This is a genomic window from Micromonospora chalcea (assembly GCF_028768405.1).
Taxonomy (GTDB): domain Bacteria; phylum Actinomycetota; class Actinomycetes; order Mycobacteriales; family Micromonosporaceae; genus Micromonospora; species Micromonospora chalcea.
Map to the genome: position 1 here is coordinate 6,312,587 of NZ_CP118233.1, position 25,369 is coordinate 6,337,955.

At 73.9% G+C, this 25,369-nt stretch carries 23 protein-coding genes and 1 riboswitch; of the genes, 17 read left to right on the top strand and 6 right to left on the bottom strand.

Features of this window, described 5'->3' with window-relative positions; translation table 11 throughout:
• Nucleotides 1-149 precede the first annotated feature (149 nt).
• The 4 genes from PVK74_RS28640 to PVK74_RS28655 all read left to right on the top strand — a co-directional run bounded on the left by PVK74_RS28640 (nt 150) and on the right by PVK74_RS28655 (nt 5,417).
• Complete coding sequence (locus tag PVK74_RS28640) at nt 150-2,507, top strand: polyribonucleotide nucleotidyltransferase (RefSeq protein WP_043325800.1); 2,358 nt, start codon at nt 150-152, stop codon at nt 2,505-2,507.
• A 153-nt stretch (nt 2,508-2,660) separates the two neighbouring features.
• Nucleotides 2,661-4,001, top strand: coding sequence for a M16 family metallopeptidase (locus PVK74_RS28645; RefSeq protein WP_199495900.1), 1,341 nt, complete (start codon nt 2,661-2,663; stop codon nt 3,999-4,001).
• A 108-nt stretch (nt 4,002-4,109) separates the two neighbouring features.
• Nucleotides 4,110-4,871, top strand: coding sequence for a 4-hydroxy-tetrahydrodipicolinate reductase (dapB, locus tag PVK74_RS28650; protein ID WP_064447088.1), 762 nt, complete (start codon nt 4,110-4,112; stop codon nt 4,869-4,871).
• Nucleotides 4,872-4,946: 75 nt separating this feature from the next.
• Complete coding sequence (locus PVK74_RS28655; protein ID WP_274477630.1) at nt 4,947-5,417, top strand: GNAT family N-acetyltransferase; 471 nt, start codon at nt 4,947-4,949, stop codon at nt 5,415-5,417.
• A 191-nt stretch (nt 5,418-5,608) separates the two neighbouring features.
• Here the strand turns inward: PVK74_RS28655 and PVK74_RS28660 are convergent, their stop codons facing one another.
• Complete coding sequence (locus tag PVK74_RS28660; RefSeq protein ID WP_187693667.1) at nt 5,609-6,193, bottom strand: GNAT family N-acetyltransferase; 585 nt, start codon at nt 6,191-6,193, stop codon at nt 5,609-5,611.
• A 35-nt stretch (nt 6,194-6,228) separates the two neighbouring features.
• Here PVK74_RS28660 and PVK74_RS28665 point away from each other — a divergent pair, with 35 nt between their 5' ends.
• Nucleotides 6,229-7,533, top strand: coding sequence for a glycosyltransferase family 87 protein (locus PVK74_RS28665; RefSeq protein WP_069089518.1), 1,305 nt, complete (start codon nt 6,229-6,231; stop codon nt 7,531-7,533).
• Here PVK74_RS28665 and PVK74_RS28670 read toward each other — a convergent pair.
• The gene (locus tag PVK74_RS28670) at nt 7,438-7,983 is read right to left on the bottom strand and encodes a GNAT family N-acetyltransferase (RefSeq protein WP_069089334.1); all 546 of its coding nucleotides are present in this window, start codon (nt 7,981-7,983) and stop codon (nt 7,438-7,440) included. The two genes, PVK74_RS28665 and PVK74_RS28670, sit on opposite strands and share 96 nt — an antisense overlap.
• Before the next feature lie 79 nt (nt 7,984-8,062).
• Here PVK74_RS28670 and PVK74_RS28675 point away from each other — a divergent pair, with 79 nt between their 5' ends.
• The 6 genes from PVK74_RS28675 (at nt 8,063) to PVK74_RS28700 (ending at nt 15,191) form a co-directional block, all read left to right on the top strand.
• Entirely contained in the window at nt 8,063-9,292 is a 1,230-nt protein-coding gene (locus PVK74_RS28675; protein ID WP_043325793.1) for a winged helix-turn-helix domain-containing protein, read from the top strand.
• On the top strand, nt 9,282-9,875 hold the full coding sequence (locus PVK74_RS28680; RefSeq protein WP_274477631.1) for a DUF2752 domain-containing protein: 594 nt from the start codon (nt 9,282-9,284) through the stop codon (nt 9,873-9,875). Before PVK74_RS28675 ends, PVK74_RS28680 begins: the two co-directional genes overlap by 11 nt.
• A 134-nt stretch (nt 9,876-10,009) precedes the next feature.
• Nucleotides 10,010-10,747: an FAD-dependent thymidylate synthase gene (gene thyX / locus PVK74_RS28685; RefSeq protein WP_043330542.1), complete on the top strand. Its 738-nt coding sequence runs from the start codon at nt 10,010-10,012 to the stop codon at nt 10,745-10,747.
• Nucleotides 10,748-10,799: 52 nt separating this feature from the next.
• The gene (dapA, locus tag PVK74_RS28690) at nt 10,800-11,726 is read left to right on the top strand and encodes a 4-hydroxy-tetrahydrodipicolinate synthase (protein WP_043325790.1); all 927 of its coding nucleotides are present in this window, start codon (nt 10,800-10,802) and stop codon (nt 11,724-11,726) included.
• Nucleotides 11,727-11,777: 51 nt separating this feature from the next.
• Nucleotides 11,778-13,466, top strand: a complete 1,689-nt coding sequence (locus PVK74_RS28695) for a ribonuclease J (RefSeq protein WP_043325788.1) — start codon at nt 11,778-11,780, stop codon at nt 13,464-13,466.
• Nucleotides 13,467-13,640: 174 nt separating this feature from the next.
• Nucleotides 13,641-15,191: a S1 family peptidase gene (locus PVK74_RS28700; RefSeq protein ID WP_064447093.1), complete on the top strand. Its 1,551-nt coding sequence runs from the start codon at nt 13,641-13,643 to the stop codon at nt 15,189-15,191.
• Nucleotides 15,192-15,278: 87 nt separating this feature from the next.
• Here the strand turns inward: PVK74_RS28700 and PVK74_RS28705 are convergent, their stop codons facing one another.
• Together PVK74_RS28705 and PVK74_RS28710 are read right to left on the bottom strand one after the other, a co-directional pair.
• Entirely contained in the window at nt 15,279-16,925 is a 1,647-nt protein-coding gene (locus tag PVK74_RS28705; RefSeq protein ID WP_274477632.1) for a type III secretion system chaperone family protein, read from the bottom strand.
• Complete coding sequence (locus PVK74_RS28710; protein ID WP_043325784.1) at nt 16,922-17,401, bottom strand: type III secretion system chaperone family protein; 480 nt, start codon at nt 17,399-17,401, stop codon at nt 16,922-16,924. The genes PVK74_RS28705 and PVK74_RS28710 overlap by 4 nt, the downstream gene beginning before the upstream one ends.
• Nucleotides 17,402-17,514: 113 nt before the next feature.
• Here PVK74_RS28710 and PVK74_RS28715 point away from each other — a divergent pair, with 113 nt between their 5' ends.
• The gene (locus tag PVK74_RS28715; protein WP_043325782.1) at nt 17,515-19,971 is read left to right on the top strand and encodes an FtsK/SpoIIIE family DNA translocase; all 2,457 of its coding nucleotides are present in this window, start codon (nt 17,515-17,517) and stop codon (nt 19,969-19,971) included.
• A 64-nt stretch (nt 19,972-20,035) separates the two neighbouring features.
• On the opposite strand, the gene PVK74_RS28720 is transcribed toward PVK74_RS28715, so the two are convergent.
• A complete protein-coding gene (locus PVK74_RS28720; RefSeq protein WP_043325780.1) occupies nt 20,036-20,278 on the bottom strand; it encodes a hypothetical protein in 243 nt (80 codons plus the stop codon).
• Nucleotides 20,279-20,366: 88 nt separating this feature from the next.
• On the bottom strand, nt 20,367-20,681 hold the full coding sequence (locus tag PVK74_RS28725) for a DMT family transporter (protein ID WP_043325778.1): 315 nt from the start codon (nt 20,679-20,681) through the stop codon (nt 20,367-20,369).
• Between the two features lie 57 nt (nt 20,682-20,738).
• Nucleotides 20,739-20,804: riboswitch (guanidine-III (ykkC-III) riboswitch) on the bottom strand.
• 96 nt (nt 20,805-20,900) lie between these two features.
• On the opposite strand from PVK74_RS28725, the gene PVK74_RS28730 reads away from it, so the two are divergent.
• The 5 genes from PVK74_RS28730 to PVK74_RS28750 all read left to right on the top strand — a co-directional run bounded on the left by PVK74_RS28730 (nt 20,901) and on the right by PVK74_RS28750 (nt 25,278).
• Entirely contained in the window at nt 20,901-21,824 is a 924-nt protein-coding gene (locus PVK74_RS28730) for an ornithine cyclodeaminase family protein (protein WP_274477633.1), read from the top strand.
• 50 nt (nt 21,825-21,874) lie between these two features.
• Nucleotides 21,875-23,377: a 30S ribosomal protein S12 methylthiotransferase RimO gene (rimO, locus tag PVK74_RS28735; RefSeq protein WP_043325775.1), complete on the top strand. Its 1,503-nt coding sequence runs from the start codon at nt 21,875-21,877 to the stop codon at nt 23,375-23,377.
• A 47-nt stretch (nt 23,378-23,424) separates the two neighbouring features.
• Nucleotides 23,425-24,006, top strand: a complete 582-nt coding sequence (gene pgsA / locus PVK74_RS28740) for a CDP-diacylglycerol--glycerol-3-phosphate 3-phosphatidyltransferase (RefSeq protein ID WP_030503388.1) — start codon at nt 23,425-23,427, stop codon at nt 24,004-24,006.
• A gap of 71 nt (nt 24,007-24,077) precedes the next feature.
• Nucleotides 24,078-24,623, top strand: a complete 546-nt coding sequence (locus PVK74_RS28745) for a CinA family protein (RefSeq protein ID WP_166455493.1) — start codon at nt 24,078-24,080, stop codon at nt 24,621-24,623.
• A gap of 214 nt (nt 24,624-24,837) precedes the next feature.
• A complete protein-coding gene (locus tag PVK74_RS28750) occupies nt 24,838-25,278 on the top strand; it encodes a helix-turn-helix domain-containing protein (protein ID WP_043325770.1) in 441 nt (146 codons plus the stop codon).
• The last annotated feature ends 91 nt before the right edge of the window (nt 25,279-25,369 follow it).

The following is a 25,369-nucleotide window of genomic DNA, read 5'->3' on the forward strand; positions in this document are numbered from 1 at the left end:
CGAAGAGGGAGCCGGTCAGCACCGGTCTCCGGTAGTGGCCCCCGGGCATCCCGGCACGACGCCGGCCCACCCGGGCGCTTCGATCGAAGACCGGCCGCCTGAGCAGTTCCCGTGTCGTCGGCCGACGACGCGAAGGAGCACCACAGCACATGACCGAGACCAACCTCGGCACCGAATCCCGCACCGCGGTGATCGACAACGGGTCCTTCGGCACCCGTGAGATCACCTTCTCCACCGGCCGCCTGGCCCGCCAGGCCGCCGGCTCCGTCGTCGCCCAGCTCGGCGAGACGGTCGTCCTCTCCGCCACCACGGCCGGCAAGCAGCCGCGCGAGTCGTTCGACTTCTTCCCGCTGACCGTGGACGTCGAGGAGCGGATGTACGCCGCGGGCCGGATCCCCGGCTCGTTCTTCCGCCGTGAGGGCCGGCCCAGCGAGGACGCCATCCTCACCTGCCGGCTGATCGACCGGCCGCTGCGCCCGTCGTTCGTCAAGGGCCTGCGCAACGAGGTCCAGGTCGTCGAGACGGTGCTGGCGCTCGACCCGCAGCACCCGTACGACGTGGTGGCGATCAACGCCGCCTCGATGTCGACCAAGCTGTCCGGCCTGCCGTTCTCCGGCCCGATCGGCGCGACCCGGGTCGCGCACGTCGACGGCCAGTGGGTCGCCTTCCCGACCCTGGAGGAGCTGGAGCGGGCCACGTTCGACATGGTCGTGGCCGGCCGCACCCTGGCCGACGGCGAGGTCGCGATCATGATGGTCGAGGCCGAGGCCACCCCGAACGCGGTGACCCTGATCTCGGGCGGCGCCACCGCGCCGACCGAGGAGATCGTGGCCAGCGGCCTGGAGGCCGCCAAGCCGGCCATCCGCGAGCTGTGCCGGGCGCAGAGCGAGCTGGCCGAGGTGGCCGCCAAGCCGGTCGCCGAGTTCCCGATCTTCCTGGATTACCAGGACGACGCGTACGACGCGGTGGCCGAGGTGGCCCGCGCCGAGGTCGCCGAGGCGCTGAAGATCGCCGGCAAGGCCGACCGCGAGGAGGCCCTGGACCGGATCAAGGCCAAGGTCGCCGAGGAGCTGACCGGCCGCTTCGAGGGCCGCGAGAAGGAGCTGTCCGCCGCGTTCCGTTCGCTGACCAAGTCCGAGGTCCGCAACCGGGTGCTGCGCGAGCAGGTCCGCATCGACGGCCGCGGCCCGCGTGACATCCGCCCGCTGACCGCCGAGGTCGGCGTGCTGCCGCGGGTGCACGGCTCGGCGCTGTTCGAGCGCGGCGAGACCCAGATCCTGGGCGTCACCACGCTGAACATGCTGCGCATGGAGCAGATGGTGGACACGCTGTCCCCGGAGAACCGCAAGCGCTACATGCACAACTACAACTTCCCGCCGTACTCGACCGGTGAGACCGGCCGGGTCGGCTCGCCGAAGCGGCGCGAGATCGGCCACGGCGCGCTCGCCGAGCGGGCGCTGATCCCGGTGCTGCCCTCGCGCGAGGAGTTCCCGTACGCCATCCGGCAGGTCTCCGAGGCGCTCGGCTCCAACGGCTCCACCTCGATGGGTTCGGTCTGCGCCTCGACGCTGGGCCTGCTCTCCGCCGGTGTGCCGCTGAAGGCGCCGGTCGCCGGCATCGCCATGGGCCTCATCTCCGACGAGGTCGACGGCAAGACCCAGTACGTGACGCTGACCGACATCCTCGGCGCCGAGGACGCGTTCGGCGACATGGACTTCAAGGTCGCCGGCACCCGGGACTTCGTCACCGCGCTCCAGCTCGACACCAAGCTCGACGGCATCCCGTCGGACGTGCTGGCCGCCGCGCTGCAGCAGGCGCACGAGGCCCGGCAGACCATCCTCGACGTGATGCAGCGGGCCATCGAGGCGCCGGCCGAGATGTCGGACTACGCGCCGCGGGTCACCACCGTGAAGATCCCGGTCGACAAGATCGGCATGGTGATCGGCCCGAAGGGCCAGACCATCAACGCGATCCAGGACGAGACCGGCGCCGAGATCTCCATCGAGGACGACGGCACGATCTACGTCGGCGCCACAAACGGGCCGGCGGCCCAGGCCGCGGTGGACCGGATCAACGGCATCGCCAACCCGACGCTGCCCAAGGTCGGCGAGCGGTTCCTCGGCACCGTGGTGAAGACCGCCGCGTTCGGCGCCTTCATCTCGCTGCTGCCGGGCCGCGACGGCCTGCTGCACATCTCCAAGGTGGGCGACGGCAAGCGGGTCGAGAAGGTCGAGGACTTCCTCAACGTCGGCGACAAGGTCGAGGTGGAGATCGCGGACATCGACGCCCGCGGCAAGATCTACCTGGACAAGATCCGCCCGGAGGGCGCCGAGGCGCCGGCCGCCGCCGAGGGTGGCGACCGTCCGTCGGGCCGGGACCGCGGCGGCGACCGCGGCCCGCGTGACCGGGGTGACCGGGGTGGCGACCGGGAGCGCGGCGAGCGCCGCTCCGAGGGCGGCGAGGGCGGCGGCGAGTCCCGTCCGCGTCGCCGGACCCGGCACAGCTGATCCACCGCCGGCCCGGGTGACGTCCGCGTCACCCGGGCCGGACCACGGCTCCAGGTCGCCTGCGCGAGCTGGAGCCGTCGTACGTCCCGCCGTCCCTCGTCATCCGGAGAGCAGGTGCTCGTGAGTTCGTCAGCCGCCTCGACGGGACGGGGGGTGACGTCGACCGGGCCGGGTTCGGCCGCCCGCGCGGTCACCCGGACGCTCAGCGACGACCCGCTCGGCGGCACCGTCCGCCGTACCGTGCTGCCCAGCGGGCTGCGGGTGCTGACCGAGGCGATCCCGGCCATGCGCAGCGTGTCGTTCGGCATCTGGGTGGCGGTCGGGTCGCGCGACGAGACCGGCCCGCAGGCCGGCGCCGCGCACTTCCTGGAACACCTGCTGTTCAAGGGCACCAACAAGCGCAGCGCGCTGGAGATCTCGTCCCAGATCGAGGCGGTGGGCGGCGAGACCAACGCCTTCACCACGAAGGAATACACCTGCTACTACGCGCGGGTGCTGGACGAGGACCTGCCGCTGGCCATCGACGTCATGTGCGACCTGGTCGCCGACTCGGTGCTGACCCCGTCCGACGTGGAGACCGAGCGCGGCGTCATCCTCGAAGAGATCGCCATGCACGACGACGAGCCCGGCGACGAGGTGCACGACCTGTTCACCCGCGCCGTCTACGGCGACCACCCGCTGGGCCGCCTCATCTCCGGCACCGAGGAGACCGTCACGCCGATGAGCCGGCGGCAGATCCAGGGCTTCTACCGCCGCCGCTACACCCCGCCGCGGATCGTGATCGCCGCCGCCGGCAACCTCGACCACGCCGCGGTGGTCAAGCTGGTCCGGCAGGCGCTGCGCGGCACCCCGCTGGACACCGACCCGGCGGCGCCGGCGTCGCACCGCCCGTCCACCCCGGGGGTACGCACCAAGCCGGCCACCACGCTCGTCGAGCCGAAGGAGACCGAGCAGGCGCACGTCGTCCTCGGCTGCCCGGCCATCGACCGCACCGACGAGCGGCGCTTCGCCCTCGGCGTGCTCAACAACGTGCTCGGCGGCGGCATGTCCAGCCGGCTGTTCCAGGAGATCCGGGAACAGCGCGGCCTCGCGTACTCGGTCTACTCCTACGCCAGCCAGTACGCCGACAGCGGCGTGTTCGCCGTCTACGCCGGTTGCGCTCCGGGCAAGGTGGACGAGGTGCTGCACCTGACCCGCGCCGAGCTGGCCCGGGTCGCCGCCGAGGGGATCACCGAGGCGGAACTGGCCCGGGGCAAGGGGATGAGCAAGGGCTCGTTCGTGCTCGGGCTGGAGGACACCGGCTCGCGGATGAGCCGGCTCGCCAAGGGCGAGCTGCTCTACGGCAACCTGATGCCGGTGGACGACCTGCTGGCCCGGGTGGACGCGGTGACCCTCGACGACGTGAACACGCTCGCCGCCGAGCTGCTCGGCCGGCCGATGTCGCTGGCCGTGGTGGGCCCGTTCGACTCCGGCAGCTTCACCGTCGACCGCTGAGCGGCGGCGGTCCGGTCGGCCGGGCGTCGGCCGCGCCGGTTCGCCGGATGCCGGGCGTCGGTGCGGTCCGCCGGACCGCGCCGTGCGGGCTGGGATAGGTTGTGGCCCGTGACTGAGCAGCAGAACACGGTGGCCCGGGTCGGTGTGCTGGGCGCCCGGGGCCGGATGGGCATGGAGGTCTGCAAGGCGGTCGACTCCGCCGCCGACCTGGAGCTGGTCGCGGCCGTCGACCAGGGCGACGATCTGGCCACTGTGGCGCAGGCGGGCGCCGGGGTGGTCGTCGACTTCACCACCCCGGACGCGGTCATGGACAACCTGCGCTGGTGCGTCGAGAACGGCGTGCACGCGGTGGTCGGCACCACCGGCTTCACCGAGCAGCGGCTCGACCAGGTACGCGAGTGGCTGGCCGGCCGTCCCGGCGTGGGCGTGGTGATCGCCCCCAACTTCGGCATCGGCGCGGTGCTGATGATGCAGTTCGCCGCGCGCGCGGCCCGGCACTTCGAGTCGGTCGAGATCATCGAGCAGCACCACCCGCGCAAGCTGGACGCGCCGAGCGGCACCGCCACCCACACGGCTCGGCTGATCGCCGCGGCCCGCGCCGACGCCGGGCTCGGGCCGGTGCCGGACGCCACCCGCGACGAGGTGGCCGGCGCCCGCGGCGCCGACATCGACGGGGTACGCGTGCACGCGGTGCGCGCCACCGGCCTGGTCGCCCACCAGGAGGTGCTGTTCGGCACCACCGGTGAGACGCTGACCATCCGGCACGACTCGTACGACCGGGTGTCGTTCATGCCCGGCGTGCTGCTCGCGGTCCGCGAGGTGGGCCGCCGGCCCGGTCTGACGGTCGGCCTGGACGCCCTGCTCGACTGACTGCTGCGGTGTGCCCCCGGCCTGCTGCGGGAAACCGTTTTGCCTGGTCGGGGGCGTCGACCTAGGCTGCTTTCCATGATCGATTCCGGACAATCCGACCGCACCGGCCGCCGGGTGACGCTGCGCCCGGTGGACGACGACAACTGGCGGGCCGTGGCGGACGTCGCGCCGCACGACGACCAGCGCGCCTTCGTGGCCGCGCTCGCCGCCCGCTACCTGCTTCTCACCGAACGCTCGGACGTCTGGAACTCGCTGGCCGTCTACGCCGACGAGACTGTCGTCGGCCATGTCATGTGGGGCGTGGACGACGACGAGTCGCGCTGGATCGGCGGCATGGTGATCGACGCCGCCGAGCAGGGCCGGGGGCTGGGCCGCGCGACGGTGCGGACGATCGCCGACCGGCTCGCCGAGGCGGGCCGGCCGATCCGCTTGAGCTACCACCCCGACAACAAGCCCGCCGCCGCCCTCTACACGTCCCTGGGCTTCTACCCCACAGGCGCGTTCGAGGACGACGAACTGGTAGCCGAGCTCCTCCCCCCAGCCTGACCCTCACCCCCGAGCTTGCCCCCGGTCGATCATGAGGTTGGCGGCCTTTTCGATCTCCCCGCCTGCCGCCAACTTCATGATCGACGCGGTGGGGGTGGGGTGGTGCGGTGAGGGGGTGGGGTGGCGGTCCTGCCCCGTGCCGGGACCGCCGGCCCACCCACGCGAGGGTGGACCGGCGAGACGAGCGGAACTCATCGCTGCGGCGGAAGATTTTCCTCCGGGACCGCCACGTGGAAGCGGAGCTGGGGGACGAGCATGTCGTCCACGTCCAGCGCGCGGGTCGCGCCGTCCGGCTCCCAGCCGGTCGAGCCGAGGAAGTTGCGGGTCGCCGCGTCGGCGTCGAACGCCCACGCCACCGCCCGGGTCAGCCCGTCGGCGCGCCAGTGCTCGACCGCCGCGGCGAGCAGCCGGCTGCCGTGCCCGCGCCGCCCCCACCGGGGCTCCACCAGCAGGTCGGTCACCGCCGCGACGCCCGACGCGAGCGCGTCGGCCGGCTCACCGGGAGCCAGCGCCTCGGCGTCGGCCGGACCGGAGGCGATGAACCCCACCAGATAGGATTGCGCCGCCTCCTCGACGGCGACCAGCACCCGGTGCGCGCCCGAGGGGGGCTCCTGCACCGCCGCGCTCCACCGCCGGGCGAGGTACGCCTCGTCCAGGTTGTCGAGCACGTGCCGGGGCAGGATCCGGCGGTACGCGACCCGCCAGGTCGCGAGCTGGACGCGTGCGATCTCGCCGGCGTCCTCGGGACGCGCGGGCCGGACGTAGCCTGCAGCCATGGCACGTGAGCCTACGCAGGGCGAGGAGGGTGACGGTGGCGCAGGGTGCCGGGCGCACGATCACGCAGGCCGTCGCCGTGGCGGCGCTCGCCGCGGCGGTCACCGTGTTCCTGTCCGTGGCGGCGGTGCGGCACGGCTTCTTCGACCTGCAGGTCTACTACGGCGCGCTCACCTACTGGGCGCGTGACGGCGGGGAGATCTACGACTTCCTGCGCCCCGGCACCCAGTACGGCTTCACCTACCCGCCGTTCGCCGCGCTGGTGATGCTGCCGATGGCGTACCTGCCGTGGAACGCCGCGATCGTGGTGAGCGTGACGCTCACGGTGCTGGCGAGCGCCGTGGTGATCTGGCGGCTGCTGGACCCGGTGGCCCGCCGCTCCGGCTGGACCCGCTGGTTCGCCCTCGCCGTCGCGCTGTGCCTGGCCGCCGCGTACGAGCCGATGCGCGAGACGGTCAACTTCGGCCAGGTCAACATGCTGCTGCTGTTCCTGGTGGCGGTGGACCTGCTGTGGCTGCTGCCGGCCCGCAGCCGCTGGGCGGGCGTGGGCATCGGCCTGGCCACCGCGATCAAGCTGACGCCCGGCATCTTCATCGTCTACCTGCTGGTCACCGGCCGCTGGCGGGCCGCCGCCACGTCGGTCGGCACGGCTGCCGTCGCCACGCTCGTGGCCGCCGGTCTCTTCCCGGACGCCTCCCGGGAGTTCTGGACCGAGGCGCTGTGGAACACCGACCGGGTCGGCGAGCTGGCGTTCGTCTCCAACCAGTCGCTGCGCGGGGTGGTCGCCCGGCTCGACCCGCAGCACCCCAGCACGATCGCCTGGCTGGCGCTCGTACTCCTGACGCTCGTGGTGTGGGCGTGGCGGTCGCGGGCGGCGGTGGCCGCCGGCGACGAGGCCACCGGCCTGGCCCTGACCGGCGCCGTGATGTGCCTGGTCAGCCCGGTCACCTGGGTGCACCACCTGGTGTGGCTGCTGCCCGGGTTGATCCTGCTCGTGGACAACGGCATGGCGGCGCCCGCGCGCAGCCGGCGGCGCCGTCTGCTGCTGGCCGCCGCGTTGATCGGGTACGCGCTGCTGTGCAGCCGGATCGTCTGGGCCTGGGAGAAGGACTTCACCGGCGTGGACGGCTTCCTCGGCAGCAACACGTACGTGTGGATCAGCCTGGCGTTGCTGCTGGGGCTGCCGATCCGGCGCTGGCTCACCCCGGACGGCGGTGGGCGTCCCGGCGGGGAGGTCCCGGCCGGGTCAGCCTCCGGCGGTGTAGCGCAGCTCGCGGAGCAGGAGCGGGGGGAGTCCGCCGGACAGCGGCACCGGATAGGTGGACTCCTCGCCGTCCGGTGAGTGCCCGGCCCGCTCGTAGAAGCGGCGCGCCCGGGCGTTGTCGGCGAGCACCCAGAGCCGGTACCCGGTCCAGCCCCGCTCGGCCAGACCGTCCCGGGCCGCCGCGAGCAGCGTCCGGGCGACACCCGAACCCCAGTACGCGGGCTCCACGTAGATCGCCAACAGCTCACCGTGCGCCGGGTCCAGGTCGCCGCGGTCCTGGTTGTTCCGGTACGGCCCGAACGTGGTGAACCCGACGATCGTGCCGCCGTCCTCGGCGACGAGCGTGGTGAACGGGTGCTCCGGGTCGGCGGTGCCGAGGTCGCGGCGGCGCTGGGCCCAGGCGGCCGGGTTCAGCCGGGCCAGCACCTCCGTGGGCATGATCCCGGCGTAACCGGACTGCCATCCGTGGACGTGCACCCGGGCGATCGCCTCGGCGTCGTCCGGTTCCTCCCGGCGAATGGTGAGCATCTGTCCGTTCTATGCCCAGACGGGCGATCGGTCCAGCCGCCGCTCCCGGTGTCGTACCGCTGGATTAGGGTCGCCGGCGATGGCCGTACCGGAATCGCTCTCCCTCGCCCAGGCCCGCCGGATCGCCCTGGCCGCCCAGGGCTTCGCCGACCCGGCGCCTGCCGGCGTGCCCACCCGGCGGCACCTGCGCCGGGTGCTCGACCGGGTCGGGCTGATCCAGATGGACTCGGTGAACGTGCTCCAGCGGGCGCACTACCTGCCGCTCTACAGCCGGCTCGGGCCCTACCCGACCGCGCTGCTGGACACCGCCGCCTACCGCCGCCCGCGTGAGCTGTTCGAGTACTGGGCGCACGAGGCGTCGCTGGTGCCGGTCGGGCTGCACCCGGCGCTGCGCTGGCGGATGGCGAAGGCCCGCGACGAGGCGTGGGGCGGCATGCGCCGGATCGCCCAGGAGCAGCCCGGGCTGGTCGCCTGGGTCCGCGACGAGGTGGCCGCCCGGGGCCCGCTGACCGCGGCCGAGATCGAGCACGACGCGCCCCGGGAGACCGGCAACTGGGGCTGGAACTGGTCCGCCGTGAAGCGGGCGCTGGAGTTCCTGTTCTGGGCCGGCGAGGTCACCGCCGCCGAGCGCACCAACTCGTTCGCCCGCCGCTACGACCTGCCCGAGCGGGTGCTCCCGGCCGCCGTGCTGGACGCGCCCACCCCGACCGACGCCGAGGCGTACCGGACGCTCGTCTCGATCGCGGCCCGCTGCCTCGGCGTGGCCGCCGAGCCGGAGCTGCGCGACTACTTCCGGCTGCCGGTGGCCGGGGCGCGGCAGGCGGTGGCCGACCTGGTCGAGGCGGGCGAGCTGACCCCGGTCACCGTGCAGGGCTGGCGGCACCCCGCCTATCTGCACGCCGACGCCCGGATGCCCCGCTGGGTACGCGGCAACACGCTGGTCAGCCCGTTCGACCCGCTGGTCTGGGAGCGGGCGCGCACGGAGCGGCTGTTCGGCTTCACCTACCGGATCGAGATCTACGTGCCCGCGCCGCAGCGGGTGTACGGCTACTACGTGCTGCCGTTCCGCCAGGGCGAGCGCTTCACCGCCCGGGTCGATCTCAAGGCCGACCGGAAGGCCGGCGTGCTGCTGGTGCCGGCCGCCTGGGTCGAGCCGGGCGCCGACCCGGGGGAGACCGCTGTGGCGCTCGCCGCCGAGCTGTACCGGCTGGCCGGGTGGCTCGGCCTGGACGCGGTCGCCCCGCCCGCCGCAGGCGACCTCGCGGGGCCGCTGGCCGCCGCGCTGGTGGGCGTGGCCGGTGTACGGTGAGCGCGTGACGAGCGTTGACCGGCCTGCCACCGAGCCCGACCCGCACGCCCACAGTGAGCCGCACGTCCACGCTGGGCCGCACGCTCCCGACGGGTCGTGGCAGGGGCCGTACCCGGTCGCGTACCAGCCGGTCGAGACCGACCGGTTCACCCGTATGGTCCTGCGCCTGCACGCCCGCGCCCCGCGCTGGGCGGTGCCGCTGGCCGCGCTCGGCTGCGTCGTCCTCGGCCTGGCGTACGCGATGATCAGCAACCCGACGCAGAGCGACCCGGACGCCCGTCCGACCTGCCTGCTCAAGCTCACCACCGGGCTCGACTGCCCGGGCTGCGGCGGCACCCGCGCGCTCTGGTACGTGCTGCATGGCGACCTGCCGGCCGCCGCCCGGCACCACTTCCTGTTCGTGTTCGCGCTGCCGTTCCTGACCTGGCTCTTCGTGGCCTGGGCCGGCAACCGGGCGTTCGGCTGGAAGTTGCCCGAGCCGCGGTTCAGCCCCAAGGCGATCGGGTTGTTCCTGGCCGCCTGGGGGGTCTTCTCGGTGGCCCGCAACCTGCCGTGGGCGCCCTTCACCTCGCTCTACGTCTAGCCTCCCACCTAGGGACCGCGCTGACGCGAGGGCCGGGAGATCTTGGACACCCGGGCTGAGCTGGGCGGCAGGTCGGCCGCGCGCCCGATTTCCGCGCCGGGCGAGGGCCAACTACAGTCCCAGGAATGCCGGAGATGGTGCAGCCCCAGGTCAAGTTGATCGCGTGGACCCAGTTCCAGGCGCCCGAAGAGGTGCCCTGGTCCACCGACGCCGACGGCGGGCAGGCGCTCGCCGAGTTCGCCGGCCGGGCCTGCTACCAGAGCTGGAAGAAGCCGAACCCGGCCACCGCCACCAACGCGGGCTACCTGGCGCACATCCTGGAGGTCGGCCACCTGAGCGTGCTGGAGCACGGCTCGGTGAGCTTCTACTTCAGCGGCGTGTCGCGGTCGTTCACGCACGAGCTGATCCGGCACCGGCACTTCTCCTACTCGCAGCTCTCCCAGCGTTACGTGCCGGAGCGGGACGCGGCGATGGTCGAGCCGTCGGTGATCGCCGACGACCCGGAGCTGCACAAGAAGTTCGTCGAGGCCACCGACGCGGCGGTGCGGGCGTACACCGAGTTGCTGGAGGGGCTGGAGGCCCGCTTCACCGACGAGCCCAACCCGACGCTGCGCCGCAAGCAGGCGCGCCAGGCGGCGCGGGCGGTGCTGCCGAACGCGACCGAGACGCGGATCGTGGTGACCGGCAACTACCGCGCGTGGCGGCACTTCGTCAAGATGCGCGCCACCGAGCACGCCGACGTGGAGATCCGCGAGCTGGCGGTGGAGTGCCTGCGGCAGCTCAAGAGCGTCGCGCCGAACGTGTTCGCCGACTTCGAGATCTCCACCCTGCCCGACGGCACCGAGGTGGCGGCGTCCCCGTACGCCGAGTGACCTGTCGCCCTTCGCCGCCGGGTCACCGGTGGTCGTCCGCTAGGTTGTGAGCATGACGCACGACCACTCCGCCGCCCCGAGCCGGGGCGCGTCGCGCCCGTTCGGGCGAGTGATGACGGCCATGGTGACCCCGTTCACGCCGGACGGCGGGCTCGATCTCGCCGGCGCCGCCCGGCTGGCCGAGTACCTCGTGGACGAGCAGCGCAACGACGCGCTGGTCCTCAACGGCACCACCGGTGAGTCACCGACCACCACCGACGCGGAGAAGGAGTCGCTGATCCGCGCCGTGGCCGAGGCGGTGGGCGACCGGGCCCGCATCGTCGCCGGGGTGGGCACCAACGACACCCGGCACACAGTCGAGCTGGCCACCCAGGCCGAGAAGGCCGGCGCGCACGGCCTGCTGGTGGTGACGCCCTACTACAACAAGCCGCCGCAGGCCGGGCTGCTGCGTCACTTCACCACCGTCGCGGACGCCACCGGCCTGCCGGTCATGCTCTACGACATCCCGCACCGCTCCGGCGTGGAGATCGCCACCGAGACGCTGGTGAAGCTGGCCGAGCACGGCCGCATCGTGGCCGTGAAGGACGCCAAGAGCGACCTGACCGCCACCTCCTGGGTGCTGGCCCGCAGCGACCTCGCGTTCTACAGCGGCGAGGACGCGCTCACCCTGCCGATGCTGTCGATCGGCGCGGTCGGCGTGGTCGGCACCTCCACCCACTTCACCGGCGCGCCGACCAAGCAGATGATCGAGGCGTTCGAGGCGGGCGACAACGCCCGGGCGCTCGCCCTGCACCGGCAGTTGCTGCCGCTCTACACCGGCATCTTCCGCACCCAGGGCACGATCCTGGTCAAGGCGGGTCTCGCGGCCCAGGGCCGCCCGGCCGGCCCGGTGCGACCGCCGCTGGTGGACGCCACCGGCGACGAACTGGCCCAGCTGCGCGCCGACTGCGCGGCGGCGGGCCTGCCCCTGCCCGAATGAACAAACGACACGACGGACGCCGCGCGACGGCGTCGCAGAATGAGGTGACGCGTGACCGAGGCGCACATCGAGGGTGAGCTGCCCCCGCCGCTGCCCGAGGGCGGCCTGCGGATCATCCCGCTCGGCGGACTCGGCGCCATCGGCCGGAACATGACCGTCTTCGAGTACGACGGCAAGCTGCTCATCGTCGACTGCGGGGTGCTGTTCCCCGACGTCGAGCAGCCGGGCGTGGACCTGATCCTGCCCGACTTCGGCCCGATCCTGGACCGGCTGGCCGACGTGCAGGCGATCGTGCTCACGCACGGCCACGAGGACCACATCGGCGCGGTGCCGTACCTGCTCGCGCACAAGCCGGACATCCCGCTCGTCGGCTCCCAGTTCACGCTCGCGCTGGTCGAGGCGAAACTGGCCGAGCGGCGGATCCAGCCGTACACGCTGACCGTGCGGGAGGGCGGCCGGGAACGGCTGGGCCCGTTCGAGTGCGAGTTCTTCGCGGTGAACCACTCGATCCCGGACGCGCTGGCGGTGGCCATCCGTACGCCCGCCGGCCTGGTGCTGCACACCGGCGACTTCAAGATGGACCAGCTTCCGCTGGACGGGCGGATCACCGACCTGGCCGGGTTCGCCCGGCTCGGCGCCGAGGGCGTCGACCTGCTGCTGTCGGACTCGACGAACGCGGAGATCCCCGGCTTCGTCACGCCGGAGAAGGAGATCGGCCCGGTCCTCGACTCGATCTTCGCGAAGGCCAAGGGGCGGATCATCGTCGCCTCGTTCGCCTCGCACGTGCACCGGGTGCAGCAGGTCTTCGACTCGGCGGTCGAGCACGGCCGCAAGGTGGCGCTGATCGGCCGGTCCATGGTCCGCAACATGGGCATCGCCCGCGACCTGGGCCTGCTGAACATCCCGCCCGGCCTGGTGGTCGGGATCGAGGAGGCCACGAACCTGCCGCCCGAGCAGATCGTGCTGATGTCCACCGGTTCGCAGGGCGAGCCGATGAGCGCGCTGGGCCGGATGGCCAGCGGCGACCACCGGCACATCACCATCGCGCCCGGCGACACCGTGGTGCTGGCGTCCTCGCTGGTGCCCGGTAACGAGACCTCGGTCTACCGGGTGATCAACCGGCTGGCCCGCGCCGGCGCCGTGGTGGTGCACAAGGACGTGGCGAAGGTGCACGTCTCCGGCCACGCCCCGGCCGGCGAGCTGCTCTACCTGCTCAACGTCGTCCGCCCGAGCAACCTGATGCCGGTGCACGGCGAGTGGCGGCACCTGCGGGCGCACGCCCGGCTCGGCATCGAGTCCGGCGTCGCGCCGGACCGGGTCGTGCTCTGCGAGGACGGCGACGTGGTCGACCTGGTCGAGGGCCGCGCGAGCCTGGTCGGCCGGGTCAAGAGCCGGTACGTCTACGTCGACGGCCTCGCCGTCGGCGACGTCAGCGAGTCGCTGCTCACCGAGCGGCGGATCCTCGGCGACGGCGGTTTCATCGCCGCGACGGTCGTGGTCGACTCGGTCACCGGCAAGGTGGTCGCCGGGCCGACCGTCTCGGCGAAGGGCTTCTCCGAGGACCCGGCCGCGTTCAACGCGGTGGTTCCGCTGGTCACCGAGGCGCTGAACCGGGCCGCCGCGGACGGCATCACCGACCCGCACCAGCTCCAGCAGATCGTCCGCCGCACCGTCGGACGCTGGGTCAACGACGCGTACCGCCGCCGGCCGATGATCGTCCCGACAGTCGTCGAGGTCTGACCCGACCGCGCCGCGCGCCGGTCCACCGTCCACGGTGGGCCGGCGCCGTCGCTTTCCGGGTACGTCCCGACACGCCGCGTCGAAACCCTCCGGTAACCCTCATCCGATCGGCGTCCGTCTCCGTACTCCGGGACGGCCGGCGTGCCCCTGCGCCGGCCGGGAGGAGCGTGGCGGATGGACCGCAGACGGATGACAGCCATCGGCGTACTGGTGGCGGCGGCCGGGTTGACGGCGGCGGTGACCGTACCGTCGTTCGCCGGCGAGGAACCCCGGCGGGCCGCGCCGGCCACCGACGGCGTCGCCCCGGAGGTCCTGGACGCGATGGGCCGCGACCTCTCCCTCACCCGTGACCAGGCGGTGAAGCGGCTGCGCACCGAGCGGTGGGCGGCCGGCACGGTCACCCGGCTGCGTGCGGAACTCGGTGCCGGCTACGGGGGCAGCTGGCTCAGCGCGGACGGCGCGACGCTCACCGTGGCGGTGGCCGACGCGGCCGGCGAGGCGCGGGTCAAGGCGGCCGGCGCGGTCCCGAAGCGGGTCGCCCGGGGCGTCGCCGAGCTGGACGCGGTGAAGTCCCGGCTCGACGCGGCGGGCGGCGCGGCCAGCCCGGACATCGCCGGCTGGTACGTCGACGTGACCGACAACACGGTGGTGGTGGTCGCCCGTCCGGGCGCGGAGGCCGACGGCCGCCGGTTCGCCGCGGCCGCTGGGTCGAAGACCGCGATGGTCCGGGTACGCACCGCCGACGAGGCCCCGCGCCCGCTGTTCGACGTGCGGGGCGGCGACGCCTTCTTCATCAACAACGCCGGCCGCTGCTCGGTCGGCTTCTCGGTGGTGGGCGGATTCGTCACCGCCGGGCACTGCGGCCGGCCGGGGGACCGCACCACCGGATCCAACCGGGTCGCCCAGGGCACGTTCGCGGCCTCCTCGTTCCCCGGCGACGACTGGGCGTTCGTGCGGGTGAACGGCGACTGGACGCCGCAGGGCGTGGTGACCGACTTCAGCGACGGCCGCACGGTGGCGGTCAACGGCTCCACCGAGGCGCCGGTCGGGGCCTCGATCTGCCGGTCCGGCTCCACCACCGGCACCCGCTGCGGCCTGGTCCAGGCCAAGAACGCCACTGTCAACTATCCGGAGGGGACTGTCACCGGGCTGACCCGGACGAACGTCTGCGCCGAGCCGGGCGACTCCGGCGGCGCGTGGCTCTCCGGCGACCAGGCGCAGGGCGTCACCTCCGGCGGCTCCGGCGACTGCACCCGGGGCGGGGTCACGTTCTTCCAGCCGGTCAACGAGATCCTCCAGCGCAACAACCTCACGCTCGTCACCGCCGGTGGCCAGCCGGCCCCGACGCAGCCGCCCGCCGGTGGCGGGGAGACCGCCCCGCCGGCGACCGTCCCGCCGACCCCGCCGGCCGGTGACACCGAGTGCGCCGGCCAGGTGAGCCGGAGCGGCCGGATCGCCGCCGGGCGGGTCCAGGTGCAGCCGGACGGGCGCTTCTTCCGGGTGCCCGGCGGCACCCAGGAGGCGTGCCTGGCCGCGCCGGACGGTGTCCGGGTGACGCTGGAGCTGCAACGCTTCACCAACGGCGCGTTCCGTACCGTGGCCCGCGCCACCAGCGCCGACGGTGTGGCCCGGCTGACCGTCGAGGGCCCGGCCGGCGCCTACCGGTACCGGGTGGCCGGACTGTCCGGCTCCGGCGAGTACACGCTGGCGTTCTCCGCCCGCTGACCGCCGCACCGACCGCGGCCCCCGACCACCACCGCCCGGTGGTCGGGGGCCGCGCCGCGTCGCGGACCGGCCGGTCGGCTCGGCGGCTCAGGCCAGGGCGGCGACCGCTTCGGCGTACGCCGCGCCGGTGCGTACCGCCGCGGCCACCAGCACCTCCAGCTGCGCCGGGGCGACCCCGCAGGACAGGTCCGTGGAGACGCCGGCGGCCAGCACCAGCGTTCCGTCGCCGGGCTCGTGCACGTAGGCGGCGGGCAGCAGCCGGTCGTGGTTCCAGGCGTTGCAGAAGGCGTACGCCTCGGCGCGCCGCTCGGCCGGCAGCCGCCGCTGCGCCACCACGCGGGCGTGCAGCACGTCACCGTGGCGGCCGAGCAGGCGGAACTGGATCGTGGCCTCGCCCCACCGGCCGACGAGTGTGCCGTCCGGCTCAGGCGTGTACGGCTCGCCCCGGGCGTCGAGCGCGGCGGCGAGCAGCGCCGCGTCCAGCGGGGCCGGCTCCTCCGGGCCGGGCGGGCCGGGCTCGGCCGGGTCCGGTTCCGGCTCCTCGTCGAACTCGCTCTCGGCGGCCAGCGACACCGGCGCGGCGAGCGGCCGCTCGGCCAGCCACGAGGCGATCCGGCCGGACTGGTGCCCGGTGCCGTTGCGGGCGTCGAAGCTGCCGGCGAGCGCCGTGGCCAGCGCCTGGAGCTGCGCCCCGAGTGTCGCCACGTCCACCTCGGCGGCCGGCCGGGAACCGTGCCCGGGGCGGTGGATCCGCCGCCCGCCGAGCCCGGCCTCGGCGGCCAGCCCGCAGAGCAGCGCGCCGGCCGCGGCGAACTCCATCGCGGACAGGTCGTCGGCCGGGCGGTCCAGCCGGGGCAGCTGCTCGGTCAGCACCTCCAGCCCGCGATGCAGGTAGCCGCCCAGCGCGCAGAAGCGCAGGTGCGCGGCGAGCAGCGGAAACGCGGCCCGTTCCCGGCGGTGCCGGCGGTACGCGCGTACGTGCGCCCGGGCCGCCTCGGTCACCGCGCCGGTGCGCAGCCACGGCAGCAGCCCCACGGTGAGCGCCCGCTCGGGCTGGTCGGTGCAGGTCGTCGCCACTGTCGCGGCGGTCTGCCGTTCGGCCCGCCGGGTCGGTGGCCCCTGCGGCTCGACCCAGCCGGTCAGCGCCGGCGCGAGCGCCGCCAGCGCCGCCTCCGGGTCACCCCACCCGGCCAGCAGGTCGGCCCGCCGCGCCGGGGCGCACCCCGCACAGCCACCCACCGGGTCCGTCGCGTCGGCGGCCGACCAGCGTTCGTACGCCCGGCGGGCCGCCGGCTCGTCGCCGAGGTGGTCGGCGACGCGGCAGCGCAGCTCCGCGACCGGCGCGGCGTCCTCGCCCAGCTCCCCGGCGAGCGTGTCCAACAGGGACCGGGCCTGATCCAGGCCCACCCGGGGCGTGCCGAACAGCGCCTCCACCGCCTGCCGCTGGTGCCGGCGCAGCCGGGTCAGCTCGTCGGGCCGGGCGTCCAGCAGCCCGGGGTGCCGGGCCACCGTCTCCCGCATCCGCCGCACCGGCTCCACCGCGCGCCACCGCTCACCCAGGTGCAGGTACGCCTCGACCAGCGCGAACCGCGCCGACAGGGCGGTACGCGGGTCACCGGTGGCGTCCGCGCGGGAGGCGATCCGCTCCAGCTCGGCGCAGCGCTCCTCGCCGTCGGGCCGGTCCCGGGCGTCGGCGAGCGCGGCGGCCAGCCCCCGGTCGCGTGCCGTGGTCATCGGAGCGTCCCGCCGGTCAGCTCGGCGACGGCGGCGGCCAGCTGACAGCCGGTGGTGACACCGCAGTCGACCAGCCGGTCGAGCTGGTGCGGTGTGACGCCGCGCTCCAGGTCGGTGGTGACCTCGCCGCAGATCTGGGCCGACCCGTCGTCGGCCACGTGCACGTACGCCTTGGGCCAGAGCCGGTCGTGGTTCCACCTGTTGCAGAAGGCGTGCAGCTCGGGCACGTGCTCGATGCCGAAGTGCGGCGCGACGACGGTGCGTACCTGGAGCAGCTCACCTGCCGCGCCCCGGCGGTGGAACCAGATCAGGTTCCGTTCCCAGCGGCCCACGAGCGCGCCGTCGGGCTCCTCGACCACCGCGTACCCCCGGTGGGCCAGCACGGCGGCGATCAGCTCGCCGGTCAGCGGGCGCAGCGCCTGGGGGTGTCCGGTCAGCGGACCGTCCGGACCGTCCTCGATCTCCGGCGACGCCATCGGGCATCCCTTCTGAGGCGAATAACACAAACGACGGTCCGACCCGTGCTGCGACGCGCGGACACGACCCGGAAAAGCGGCGTTCCACCGGGTGCCGCCGTTACCGTGACTCTATGGCGGGCCGTACCTCTCAGGCGAGCCGGCGGCGCGGCGCGTCGCCGCGTGGCACCACGAACAACCGCGCCCGGCAACCGGCGAAGAAGGCGGCGGCGCGGAAACCGGCGCGGCGGCCGGCGCGCCGCGGGCCGGCCCCGGCCGCGTTCGTCGGCCGCGCCGCGGGCGCCGTCTGGATGGGACTGGCCCACACGGTGGGCTGGGCGTTCCGGGCCGCCGGCCGGCAGGCCGCGTCCACCCGGGAGCTGGATCCGGAGCACCGCCGCGACGGCGCCGGGCTGCTGCTGTTCGGCCTGGCCATCCTCAGCGCGGTGGGCATCTGGGGCGGCGGCGCCGGGCCCGTGGGCCGGCACCTGGCCGACACCGTACGGCTGTTCATCGGCGCCATCTCGATAATCCTTCCGGTGCTGTTCATGGTCGGCGCGTGGCGGCTGATGCGGAGCCCGGCCGACCCCGAGCACCGCGGTCGCGGCCTGGTCGGCTGGGGCTCGATGATGCTGGCGACCGCCTCGATGCTGCACATCGGGCAGAACCCGGTCGACGAGGTCCAGCGCGACTACGCCGGCGGCCTGATCGGCGCGGGCGTGGGCGACGTGCTGAAGTCGGCGGTGACCGCGTGGGTGGCGATGCCGCTGCTGCTTCTGCTGCTGGTGTTCGGCCTGCTCGTGGTCACCGCGACCCCGATCAACAAGATCCCGGAGCGGCTCGGCCTGCGCGCCGACCCGGCCGCGCCCGAGGACGATGAGGAGGAAGCCGAGGCCGAGGCGGCGGCGAAGCCGGCCCGTAAGCGGCCGGCGAAGCGGATGCCGTCGCCGCTGGAGCCGCTGGACCCGGACGACGAACTGGCCGGCGTCGACCTCCAGGAGACGCTCGTGCTGCCGCGCAAGCCGCCGCGGGTGCCGGCGAACCGCAAGCCGGTCGAGCCGCCGGAGCACTCGCCGCTGCCCACCCGCGCCGAGCAGCTCGCGCTCACCGGGCTGGCCGGCGACTACACGCTGCCGCCGGCGAACCTGCTCGGCAGCGGCGCCAAGCCGAAGAGCCGGAGCAAGGCCAACGACGAGGTGATCGCCGCGCTGACCGGCGTCTTCGAGCAGTTCGACGTGGACGCCGCGGTCACCGGGTTCACCCGCGGCCCGACGGTCACCCGGTACGAGGTGGAGCTGGGCCCGGGCGTCAAGGTCGAGCGGATCACCCAGCTGTCCCGCAACATCGCGTACGCGGTGAAGTCGCCGGACGTGCGCATCCTCAGCCCGATCCCGGGCAAGAGCGCGGTCGGCGTGGAGATCCCGAACACCGACCCGGAGAACGTGTCGCTCGGCGACGTGTTGCGCTCCCGCGAGGCGACCAGCGACCACCACCCGATGGTGGTGGCGCTCGGCAAGGACATCGAGGGCGGCTACGTGGTGGCCAACCTCGCGAAGATGCCGCACATCCTGATCGCGGGCGCCACCGGCGCGGGCAAGTCGAGTTGCCTCAACAGTCTGCTTGTGTCCATTTTGACCCGGGCCACGCCGGACGAGGTGCGGCTGCTGCTGATCGACCCGAAGCGGGTCGAGATGACCGGCTACGAGGGCATCCCGCACCTGGTCACGCCGATCGTGACCAACCCGAAGAAGGCGGCCGACTCGCTGGAGTGGGTCGTCCGCGAGATGGACATGCGTTACGACGACCTCGCCGCCAACGGGGTCCGGCACATCGACGACTTCAACCGCAAGGTGCGCAACGGCGAGATCAAGGCGCCGCCGGGCAGCGAGCGGGAGATGCGGCCGTACCCGTACCTGCTGGTGATCGTGGACGAGCTGGCCGACCTGATGATGGTCGCGCCGCGCGACGTGGAGGACTCCATCGTCCGGATCACCCAGCTCGCCCGCGCCGCCGGCATCCACCTGGTGCTGGCCACCCAGCGGCCCTCGGTGGACGTGGTCACCGGCCTGATCAAGGCGAACGTGCCGTCCCGGCTCGCGTTCGCCACCTCCTCGCTCGCCGACTCGCGGGTCATCCTGGACCAGCCCGGCGCGGAGAAGCTGCTGGGCCGCGGCGACGGCCTGTTCCTGCCGATGGGCGCGTCGAAGCCGCAGCGCATCCAGGGCGCCTGGGTCACCGAGCGCGAGATCGCCGACGTGGTCAAGTTCTGCAAGGACCAGCGGGAGCCGGAGTTCCGCCCGGACGTGCTCGCCCCGGCGCAGGACAGCAAGAAGAAGATCGACGAGGACATCGGCGACGACCTGGACCTGCTCGTGCAGGCGGTCGAGCTGGTGGTCACCTCGCAGTTCGGGTCGACCTCGATGCTCCAGCGCAAGCTGCGTGTCGGTTTCGCCAAGGCGGGCCGGTTGATGGACCTGATGGAGACCCGCGGCGTGGTCGGGCCGTCCGAGGGCTCCAAGGCCCGCGACGTGCTGGTCAAGCCGGACGAGCTGGAGGAGGTCCTGGCCGGCCTGCGCGGCGGCGAGGACTGACGACCCACGACGGACGACGGCGGCCCCCACCGTCAGGTGGGAGCCGCCGTCGGCGGTTTCCGGCTCAGTTGAGCAGCGCGGCGACGAGCACGGCGCCGATGATCGCGCCGACCACGCTCGCGGCGGCGGCGTACCAGCCCAGCGGCTTGTCGCCGAGGACGGCGCCGACGATGCCGAGGATCAGGCCGAGGACGCCGAAGATCAGCGGGGACAGGAAGATCGCGAGAGCCGCGAAGACGAACGCGATGATCGTGCAGATCCGGGCGGCGTTGGTACGCGGACGGGCGCTGGCGTGGATGTCGGCCATGGGGTTCCTCCGTGAGTGATCTCGCTACCGGTCAACGAAAGATCCGGTACCCCGGCCGCCGCGTCGTCCAAACCGGATGCGGCATCGATCAGGCGAACAACTTCAATCCGATCACGCCGGCGACCACCAGCAGCAGGCAGGCCACGCGCGGCAGGTTGACCGGCTCGCCGAGCGCGAGCATGCCCACCAGCGCGGTGCCCACCGCGCCGATGCCGACCCACACCGCGTAGCCGGTGCCGACCGGGATGTCGCGCAGCGCGTACGCCAGGCCGGCCATGCTGCCGACGAGCGTGACGCCGAAGACGGCGGAGGGGAGGGGACGGGTGAAGCCGGCGCTGCGATCGAGCGCGATCGCCCACGCGGTCTCCAGGAGTCCGGAGAGCACCAGTACGAGCCAGGCCATGAGATCACCTCTGACGGGCGGGCCCGGCGCGGAGCGGGCCGGGCGACGGTCGGGTCACGCGGGGCGTCTTGGCCTGACCGGGTACGCCCACCACTCGTCCGGGACGGCCCGCGGGCCGTCGTGGCCGACGGTAGCACCGGCCGGGCGGAACGGGCGGCGGGGTGAGAAAGCCCACCATGGGTGGAGTTGACGTCAACTTCAGGTTGCACGATGGAAGGCATGACCGTGCTCTTCTCCGACGACGACGTCGCGGCCGCCGTGGACGCCCCGCTCACCGTCGCGGCCATGCGGGACGCGCTGCTGGCCGCATACGCCGGGCGGCTCATCGCCCCGCCCCGGGCGTCCGCGCCGCTGGGCGGGGGCCGGATGGTGCTCACCGCCGGTCACCTCACCGGGCAGTGGTACGGCTTCCGCTCCTACGACACGTTCGGCCACCCGGAGAGCGGTCAACTGGTCGTGCTGCACGACGCGACCACCGGCGCGGTACGCGCCATCGCCGTCGGCGAGGAACTCGGCTCCCGGCGTACCGGAGGACTCGGTGGCGTGGCGGTGGACGCCCTGGCCCGCGCGGACGCCGCCACGCTCGGCGTGGTGGGCTCCGGCCGGCAGGCGTGGACCCAGGTCTGGGCCGCCGCGGCGGTCCGGCCGCTGCGCGAGGTGACCGTGTACAGCCGCTCGGCGGCCCGGCGGGAGGCGTTCGCCGCCCGGGTCCGCGCCGAGCTGGGCCTGCCGGCCCGCGCCGTCGGCTCGGCCGCCGCCGCGGTGCGCGACCGCGACGTGGTGGTGCTCGCCACCACCAGCACCGTCCCGGTGATCGACGCCGCCGACCTGGCCCCCGGCACGCACGTCAACACCGTCGGCTTCAAGCAGACCGACCGGCACGAGTTCGGCCCCGACCTGCTCGACGCCGCCGACCTGCTGGTCACCGACTCACCCGGGCAGGCCGCCGCGTACGTGCCGCCGATGCTCGCCGCCGTCGAGCCGTACGCCGGTCGGTTGCGCGACCTGGGCGCGGTGCTGGCCGGGGCGGTCCCCGGCCGGACCGGCGCGGACCAGATCTCGGTCTTCTGCTCCACCGGCCTGGCCGGCACCGAGGTGTTCCTGCTCGACCGGCTGGCCCGCGTGGCCGCTCCCGCCCGCTGAGCGTGCCGGACGGGCGGCGTGGCGGTACGGAACCGGCCCGGTACCCTCGGATGGTGTCTGCCACCTCCTCCACCCCGCAATCCGACGGGCGCCGGGTCGCCCTGCTGACCCTCGGCTGCGCCCGCAACGAGGTCGACTCGGAGGAGCTGGCCGCCCGGCTGCACGCCGACGGATGGCAGGTCACCACCGACGGCGAGGGTGCCGACGTGGTGGTGGTGAACACCTGCGGCTTCGTCGAGAAGGCCAAGCAGGACTCGATCCAGACGCTGCTGGCCGCCGCCGACACCGGCGCGAAGGTCGTCGCCGCCGGGTGCATGGCCGAGCGGTACGGCCGTGAGCTGGCCGACAGCCTCCCCGAGGCGCAGGCGGTGCTCAGCTTCGACGACTACCCGGACATCGCCGCCCGGCTCGACTCGGTGCTCGCCGGTGAGGCGATCGGCGCGCACACTCCCCGCGACCGGCGGGAGCTGCTGCCGCTGACCCCGGTGAAGCGCCGCGACGCGGCGGTGTCGCTGCCCGGGCACGGCACCCCGGCCCGGGTCGCGCCGGAGACCGACGCGCACACCCCGGCCCACCTGCGGCAGGTGTTGCGGCACCGGCTCGACACCGGCCCGGTGGCCTCGCTGAAGCTCGCCAGCGGCTGCGACCGGCGCTGCGCGTTCTGCGCCATCCCGGCGTTCCGCGGGGCGTTCGTCTCGCGTACCCCGGACGAGCTGCTCGCCGAGGCCGAGTGGCTGGCCAAGACCGGCGTCCGCGAGCTGGTGCTGGTCAGCGAGAACTCCACCTCGTACGGCAAGGACCTGGGCGACCCGCGCGCGCTGGAGAAGCTGCTGCCGCAACTCGCCGCGATCGACGGCATCGTGCGGGTCCGCGCCAGCTACCTCCAGCCCGCCGAGACCCGGCCCGGCCTGGTCGAGGTGATCGCCACCACGCCCGGCGTGGCCGCGTACTTCGACCTGTCGTTCCAGCACTCCAGCGAGCCGGTGCTGCGCCGGATGCGGCGCTTCGGCTCCACCGACCGGTTCCTGGAGCTGCTCGCCTCCGCCCGCGCGCTGGCGCCGGACGCGGGCGCGCGCAGCAACTTCATCGTCGGCTTCCCCGGCGAGACGAAGCAGGACGTGGCCGAGCTGGTCCGGTTCCTGACCGAGGCGCGGCTGGACGCGATCGGCATGTTCGACTACAGCGACGAGGATGGCACCGAGGCCGCCGGCCTGGCCGGCAAGGTCTCCGCCGCCACGATCAAGCGGCGGTACGACAAGCTCAGCGCGCTGGCCGACGAACTCTGCTCGCAGCGCGCCGAGGAGCGCCTCGGCGCGACGGTGGAGGTGCTTGTGGACTCGGTCGCGGACGGCGTGGTGGAGGGGCGGGCCGCCCACCAGGCGCCCGAGGTCGACGGCTCGACCACGCTCGTCGCGCCGGTCGGCGGCGGCGTCGACCTGGCCGCGTTGCGCCCCGGTGACCTGGTCCGGGCCACCGTCACCGCCACCGAGGGCGTGGACCTGGTCGCCGTACCGGATGAGATGATCTCGGCGGCGCCCGGCGCGGTACGGTGACGGCGGGCCCGGACGAAGCGGGGAAGCCACGTGGGGCGATGCGGGACATGACGGGCGCGGAGTCGACGGCGGCCGCCCCCGTACCGCTGCTCAACGCGGCGAATGTGCTGACCGGCGCGCGCCTGGTGCTGGTGCCCGTCTTCGCGGCCACCGTGGTCGCGTCCGCGATGACCCACGCGGGCTGGCGGATGGCCGCCTGCCTGATCTTCGTGGTGGCGTCGGCGACCGACCTGGTCGACGGCTGGATCGCCCGCCGGTTCGAGCTGGTCACCTCGCTGGGCAAGGTCGCCGACCCGATCGCCGACAAGGCGCTCACCGGCGCCGCGCTGGTGCTGCTCTCCGTCTACGACCGGCTGCCCTGGTGGGTGACTGTGGTGATCCTCGCCCGTGAGCTGGGCATCACCGCGCTGCGCTTCTGGGTGATCCGGCACGGCGTGATCGCGGCCAGCCGGGGCGGCAAGGTCAAGACGGCGCTGCAGATCCTGGCGATCACCTGGTACCTCTGGCCGATGCCGGAGGCGCTCGCCGCGATCGGCCCGTGGATCATGGGCGCGGCGGTGGTGGTCACCGTGGTCACCGGGTTCGACTACATCGCCCAGGCGTTGCGGCTGCGGCGTCCGGCCCGTTGACCCGGGCAGCCGGCTCGTCGCTCCGGGCGGCCGAAGAGTAAGCCGCCCTGGCGCGGGAAGAGAGGGCGGGCATGGACACCGACGAGAGACACCAGCGGCCCGCCGGCAACCCGGCGGCCTCCGTCGTGCACCGCCTGCACGAGTGCGGCCAGACGCTGGCCACCGTCGAGTCGCTGACCGGCGGGCTGCTCGCCGCGGCGGTCGTGGAGATCGCCGGGGTCAGCTCGATCTACCGGGGCGGCATGGTGGTCTACGCCACCGAACTCAAGGCGACGCTCGCCGGCGTACCGGAGGACCTGCTGGCCGAGCGCGGCCCGGTCGATCCCGACGTGGCCGCCGCCCTGGCCGAGGGCGGACGGCAGCGGTGCGGCGCGGACTGGGGCCTGGCCACCACCGGCGTCGCCGGGCCGGAGCCGCAGGACGGCAAGCCGGTCGGCCTGGTCTACGTGGCGGTCGCCGGGCCGGACGGCACGCAGGTGCGCCGGCTCGACCTCGACGGCGGCCGCGACCACATCCGCTCGGCCGTGGTGATCGAGGCGCTGCGGCTGCTCGCCGACCGCATCCAGCTCCCCGAGGACGCCGACGCCACCGAGGCGGCGGGGGTCGGCCCCCGATGAGCCGGCCCGGCGCCGACACGCCCGGCCGCGGGCCCGCCCGCCGGCCGGCCGATCCGCACGGATTTTCAGAGGCGGGGTGGGATGTCGTCGTGGCAACCAACGGGTACGGTTGCGGGAAGGCTCCGACGGTCGCCGTCGGCGCCGGAGCGGTTTCCGCGTCCGGCGCCCGGCGCGGCTCGGCCGGGCATGGTGGTCCCGTCCAGGGGGAGGTGCGATGGTCCTGCTACGCCGGGTGATCGGTGACGCGCTGCGGACACGCAGGCAGGGGCAGCACCGCACCCTCCGCGAGGTGTCGTCCGCCGCCAACGTCAGCCTGGGCTACCTCTCCGAGATCGAACGCGGCCAGAAGGAACCGTCGAGCGAGCTGCTGGCCGCCATCTGCGACGCGCTCGGCGCCCGCCTGTCGGAACTGCTGCGCGAGGTGAGCGACACCGTCGCCCTCGCCGAGCAGATGCCCGGCGTGCTGGTCCCGGTGGCCGACGAGCCGGCCCCGGTGGCCACGGCCGCCGTGCGTAAGGCGACCAACCGCGGTGTCCGGCAGGTCACCACCGACGGCGCGGTCGCCGTCCAGGTCCGGCAGGACTCGCCGCTCAAGGCCACGCTGCGCAGCACCCGGGTACGCCCCGCGGAGCGGGACGTGGTCTGCGCCGCCTGACCCCGGCTGTCGCGTCGTGGGCGGTGCTGGCGTCCGCGTCGTACTGTTGATCAGGAGCGTACGGGTGCCGGAGTGGCGTCCGGCTGGAACG

Coding starts and splice junctions, on each gene's coding strand:
- PVK74_RS28640 (WP_043325800.1), top strand. CDS start 150: ATGACCGAGACCAACCTCGGCACCGAATCCCGCACCGCGGTGATCGAC.
- PVK74_RS28655 (WP_274477630.1), top strand. CDS start 4,947: ATGATCGATTCCGGACAATCCGACCGCACCGGCCGCCGGGTGACGCTG.
- PVK74_RS28660 (WP_187693667.1), bottom strand. CDS start 6,193: ATGGCTGCAGGCTACGTCCGGCCCGCGCGTCCCGAGGACGCCGGCGAG.
- PVK74_RS28670 (WP_069089334.1), bottom strand. CDS start 7,983: ATGCTCACCATTCGCCGGGAGGAACCGGACGACGCCGAGGCGATCGCC.
- PVK74_RS28675 (WP_043325793.1), top strand. CDS start 8,063: ATGGCCGTACCGGAATCGCTCTCCCTCGCCCAGGCCCGCCGGATCGCC.
- thyX (WP_043330542.1), top strand. CDS start 10,010: ATGGTGCAGCCCCAGGTCAAGTTGATCGCGTGGACCCAGTTCCAGGCG.
- dapA (WP_043325790.1), top strand. CDS start 10,800: ATGACGCACGACCACTCCGCCGCCCCGAGCCGGGGCGCGTCGCGCCCG.
- PVK74_RS28700 (WP_064447093.1), top strand. CDS start 13,641: ATGGACCGCAGACGGATGACAGCCATCGGCGTACTGGTGGCGGCGGCC.
- PVK74_RS28705 (WP_274477632.1), bottom strand. CDS start 16,925: ATGACCACGGCACGCGACCGGGGGCTGGCCGCCGCGCTCGCCGACGCC.
- PVK74_RS28710 (WP_043325784.1), bottom strand. CDS start 17,401: ATGGCGTCGCCGGAGATCGAGGACGGTCCGGACGGTCCGCTGACCGGA.
- PVK74_RS28715 (WP_043325782.1), top strand. CDS start 17,515: ATGGCGGGCCGTACCTCTCAGGCGAGCCGGCGGCGCGGCGCGTCGCCG.
- PVK74_RS28720 (WP_043325780.1), bottom strand. CDS start 20,278: ATGGCCGACATCCACGCCAGCGCCCGTCCGCGTACCAACGCCGCCCGG.
- PVK74_RS28725 (WP_043325778.1), bottom strand. CDS start 20,681: ATGGCCTGGCTCGTACTGGTGCTCTCCGGACTCCTGGAGACCGCGTGG.
- PVK74_RS28730 (WP_274477633.1), top strand. CDS start 20,901: ATGACCGTGCTCTTCTCCGACGACGACGTCGCGGCCGCCGTGGACGCC.
- rimO (WP_043325775.1), top strand. CDS start 21,875: ATGGTGTCTGCCACCTCCTCCACCCCGCAATCCGACGGGCGCCGGGTC.
- pgsA (WP_030503388.1), top strand. CDS start 23,425: ATGACGGGCGCGGAGTCGACGGCGGCCGCCCCCGTACCGCTGCTCAAC.
- PVK74_RS28745 (WP_166455493.1), top strand. CDS start 24,078: ATGGACACCGACGAGAGACACCAGCGGCCCGCCGGCAACCCGGCGGCC.
- PVK74_RS28750 (WP_043325770.1), top strand. CDS start 24,838: ATGGTCCTGCTACGCCGGGTGATCGGTGACGCGCTGCGGACACGCAGG.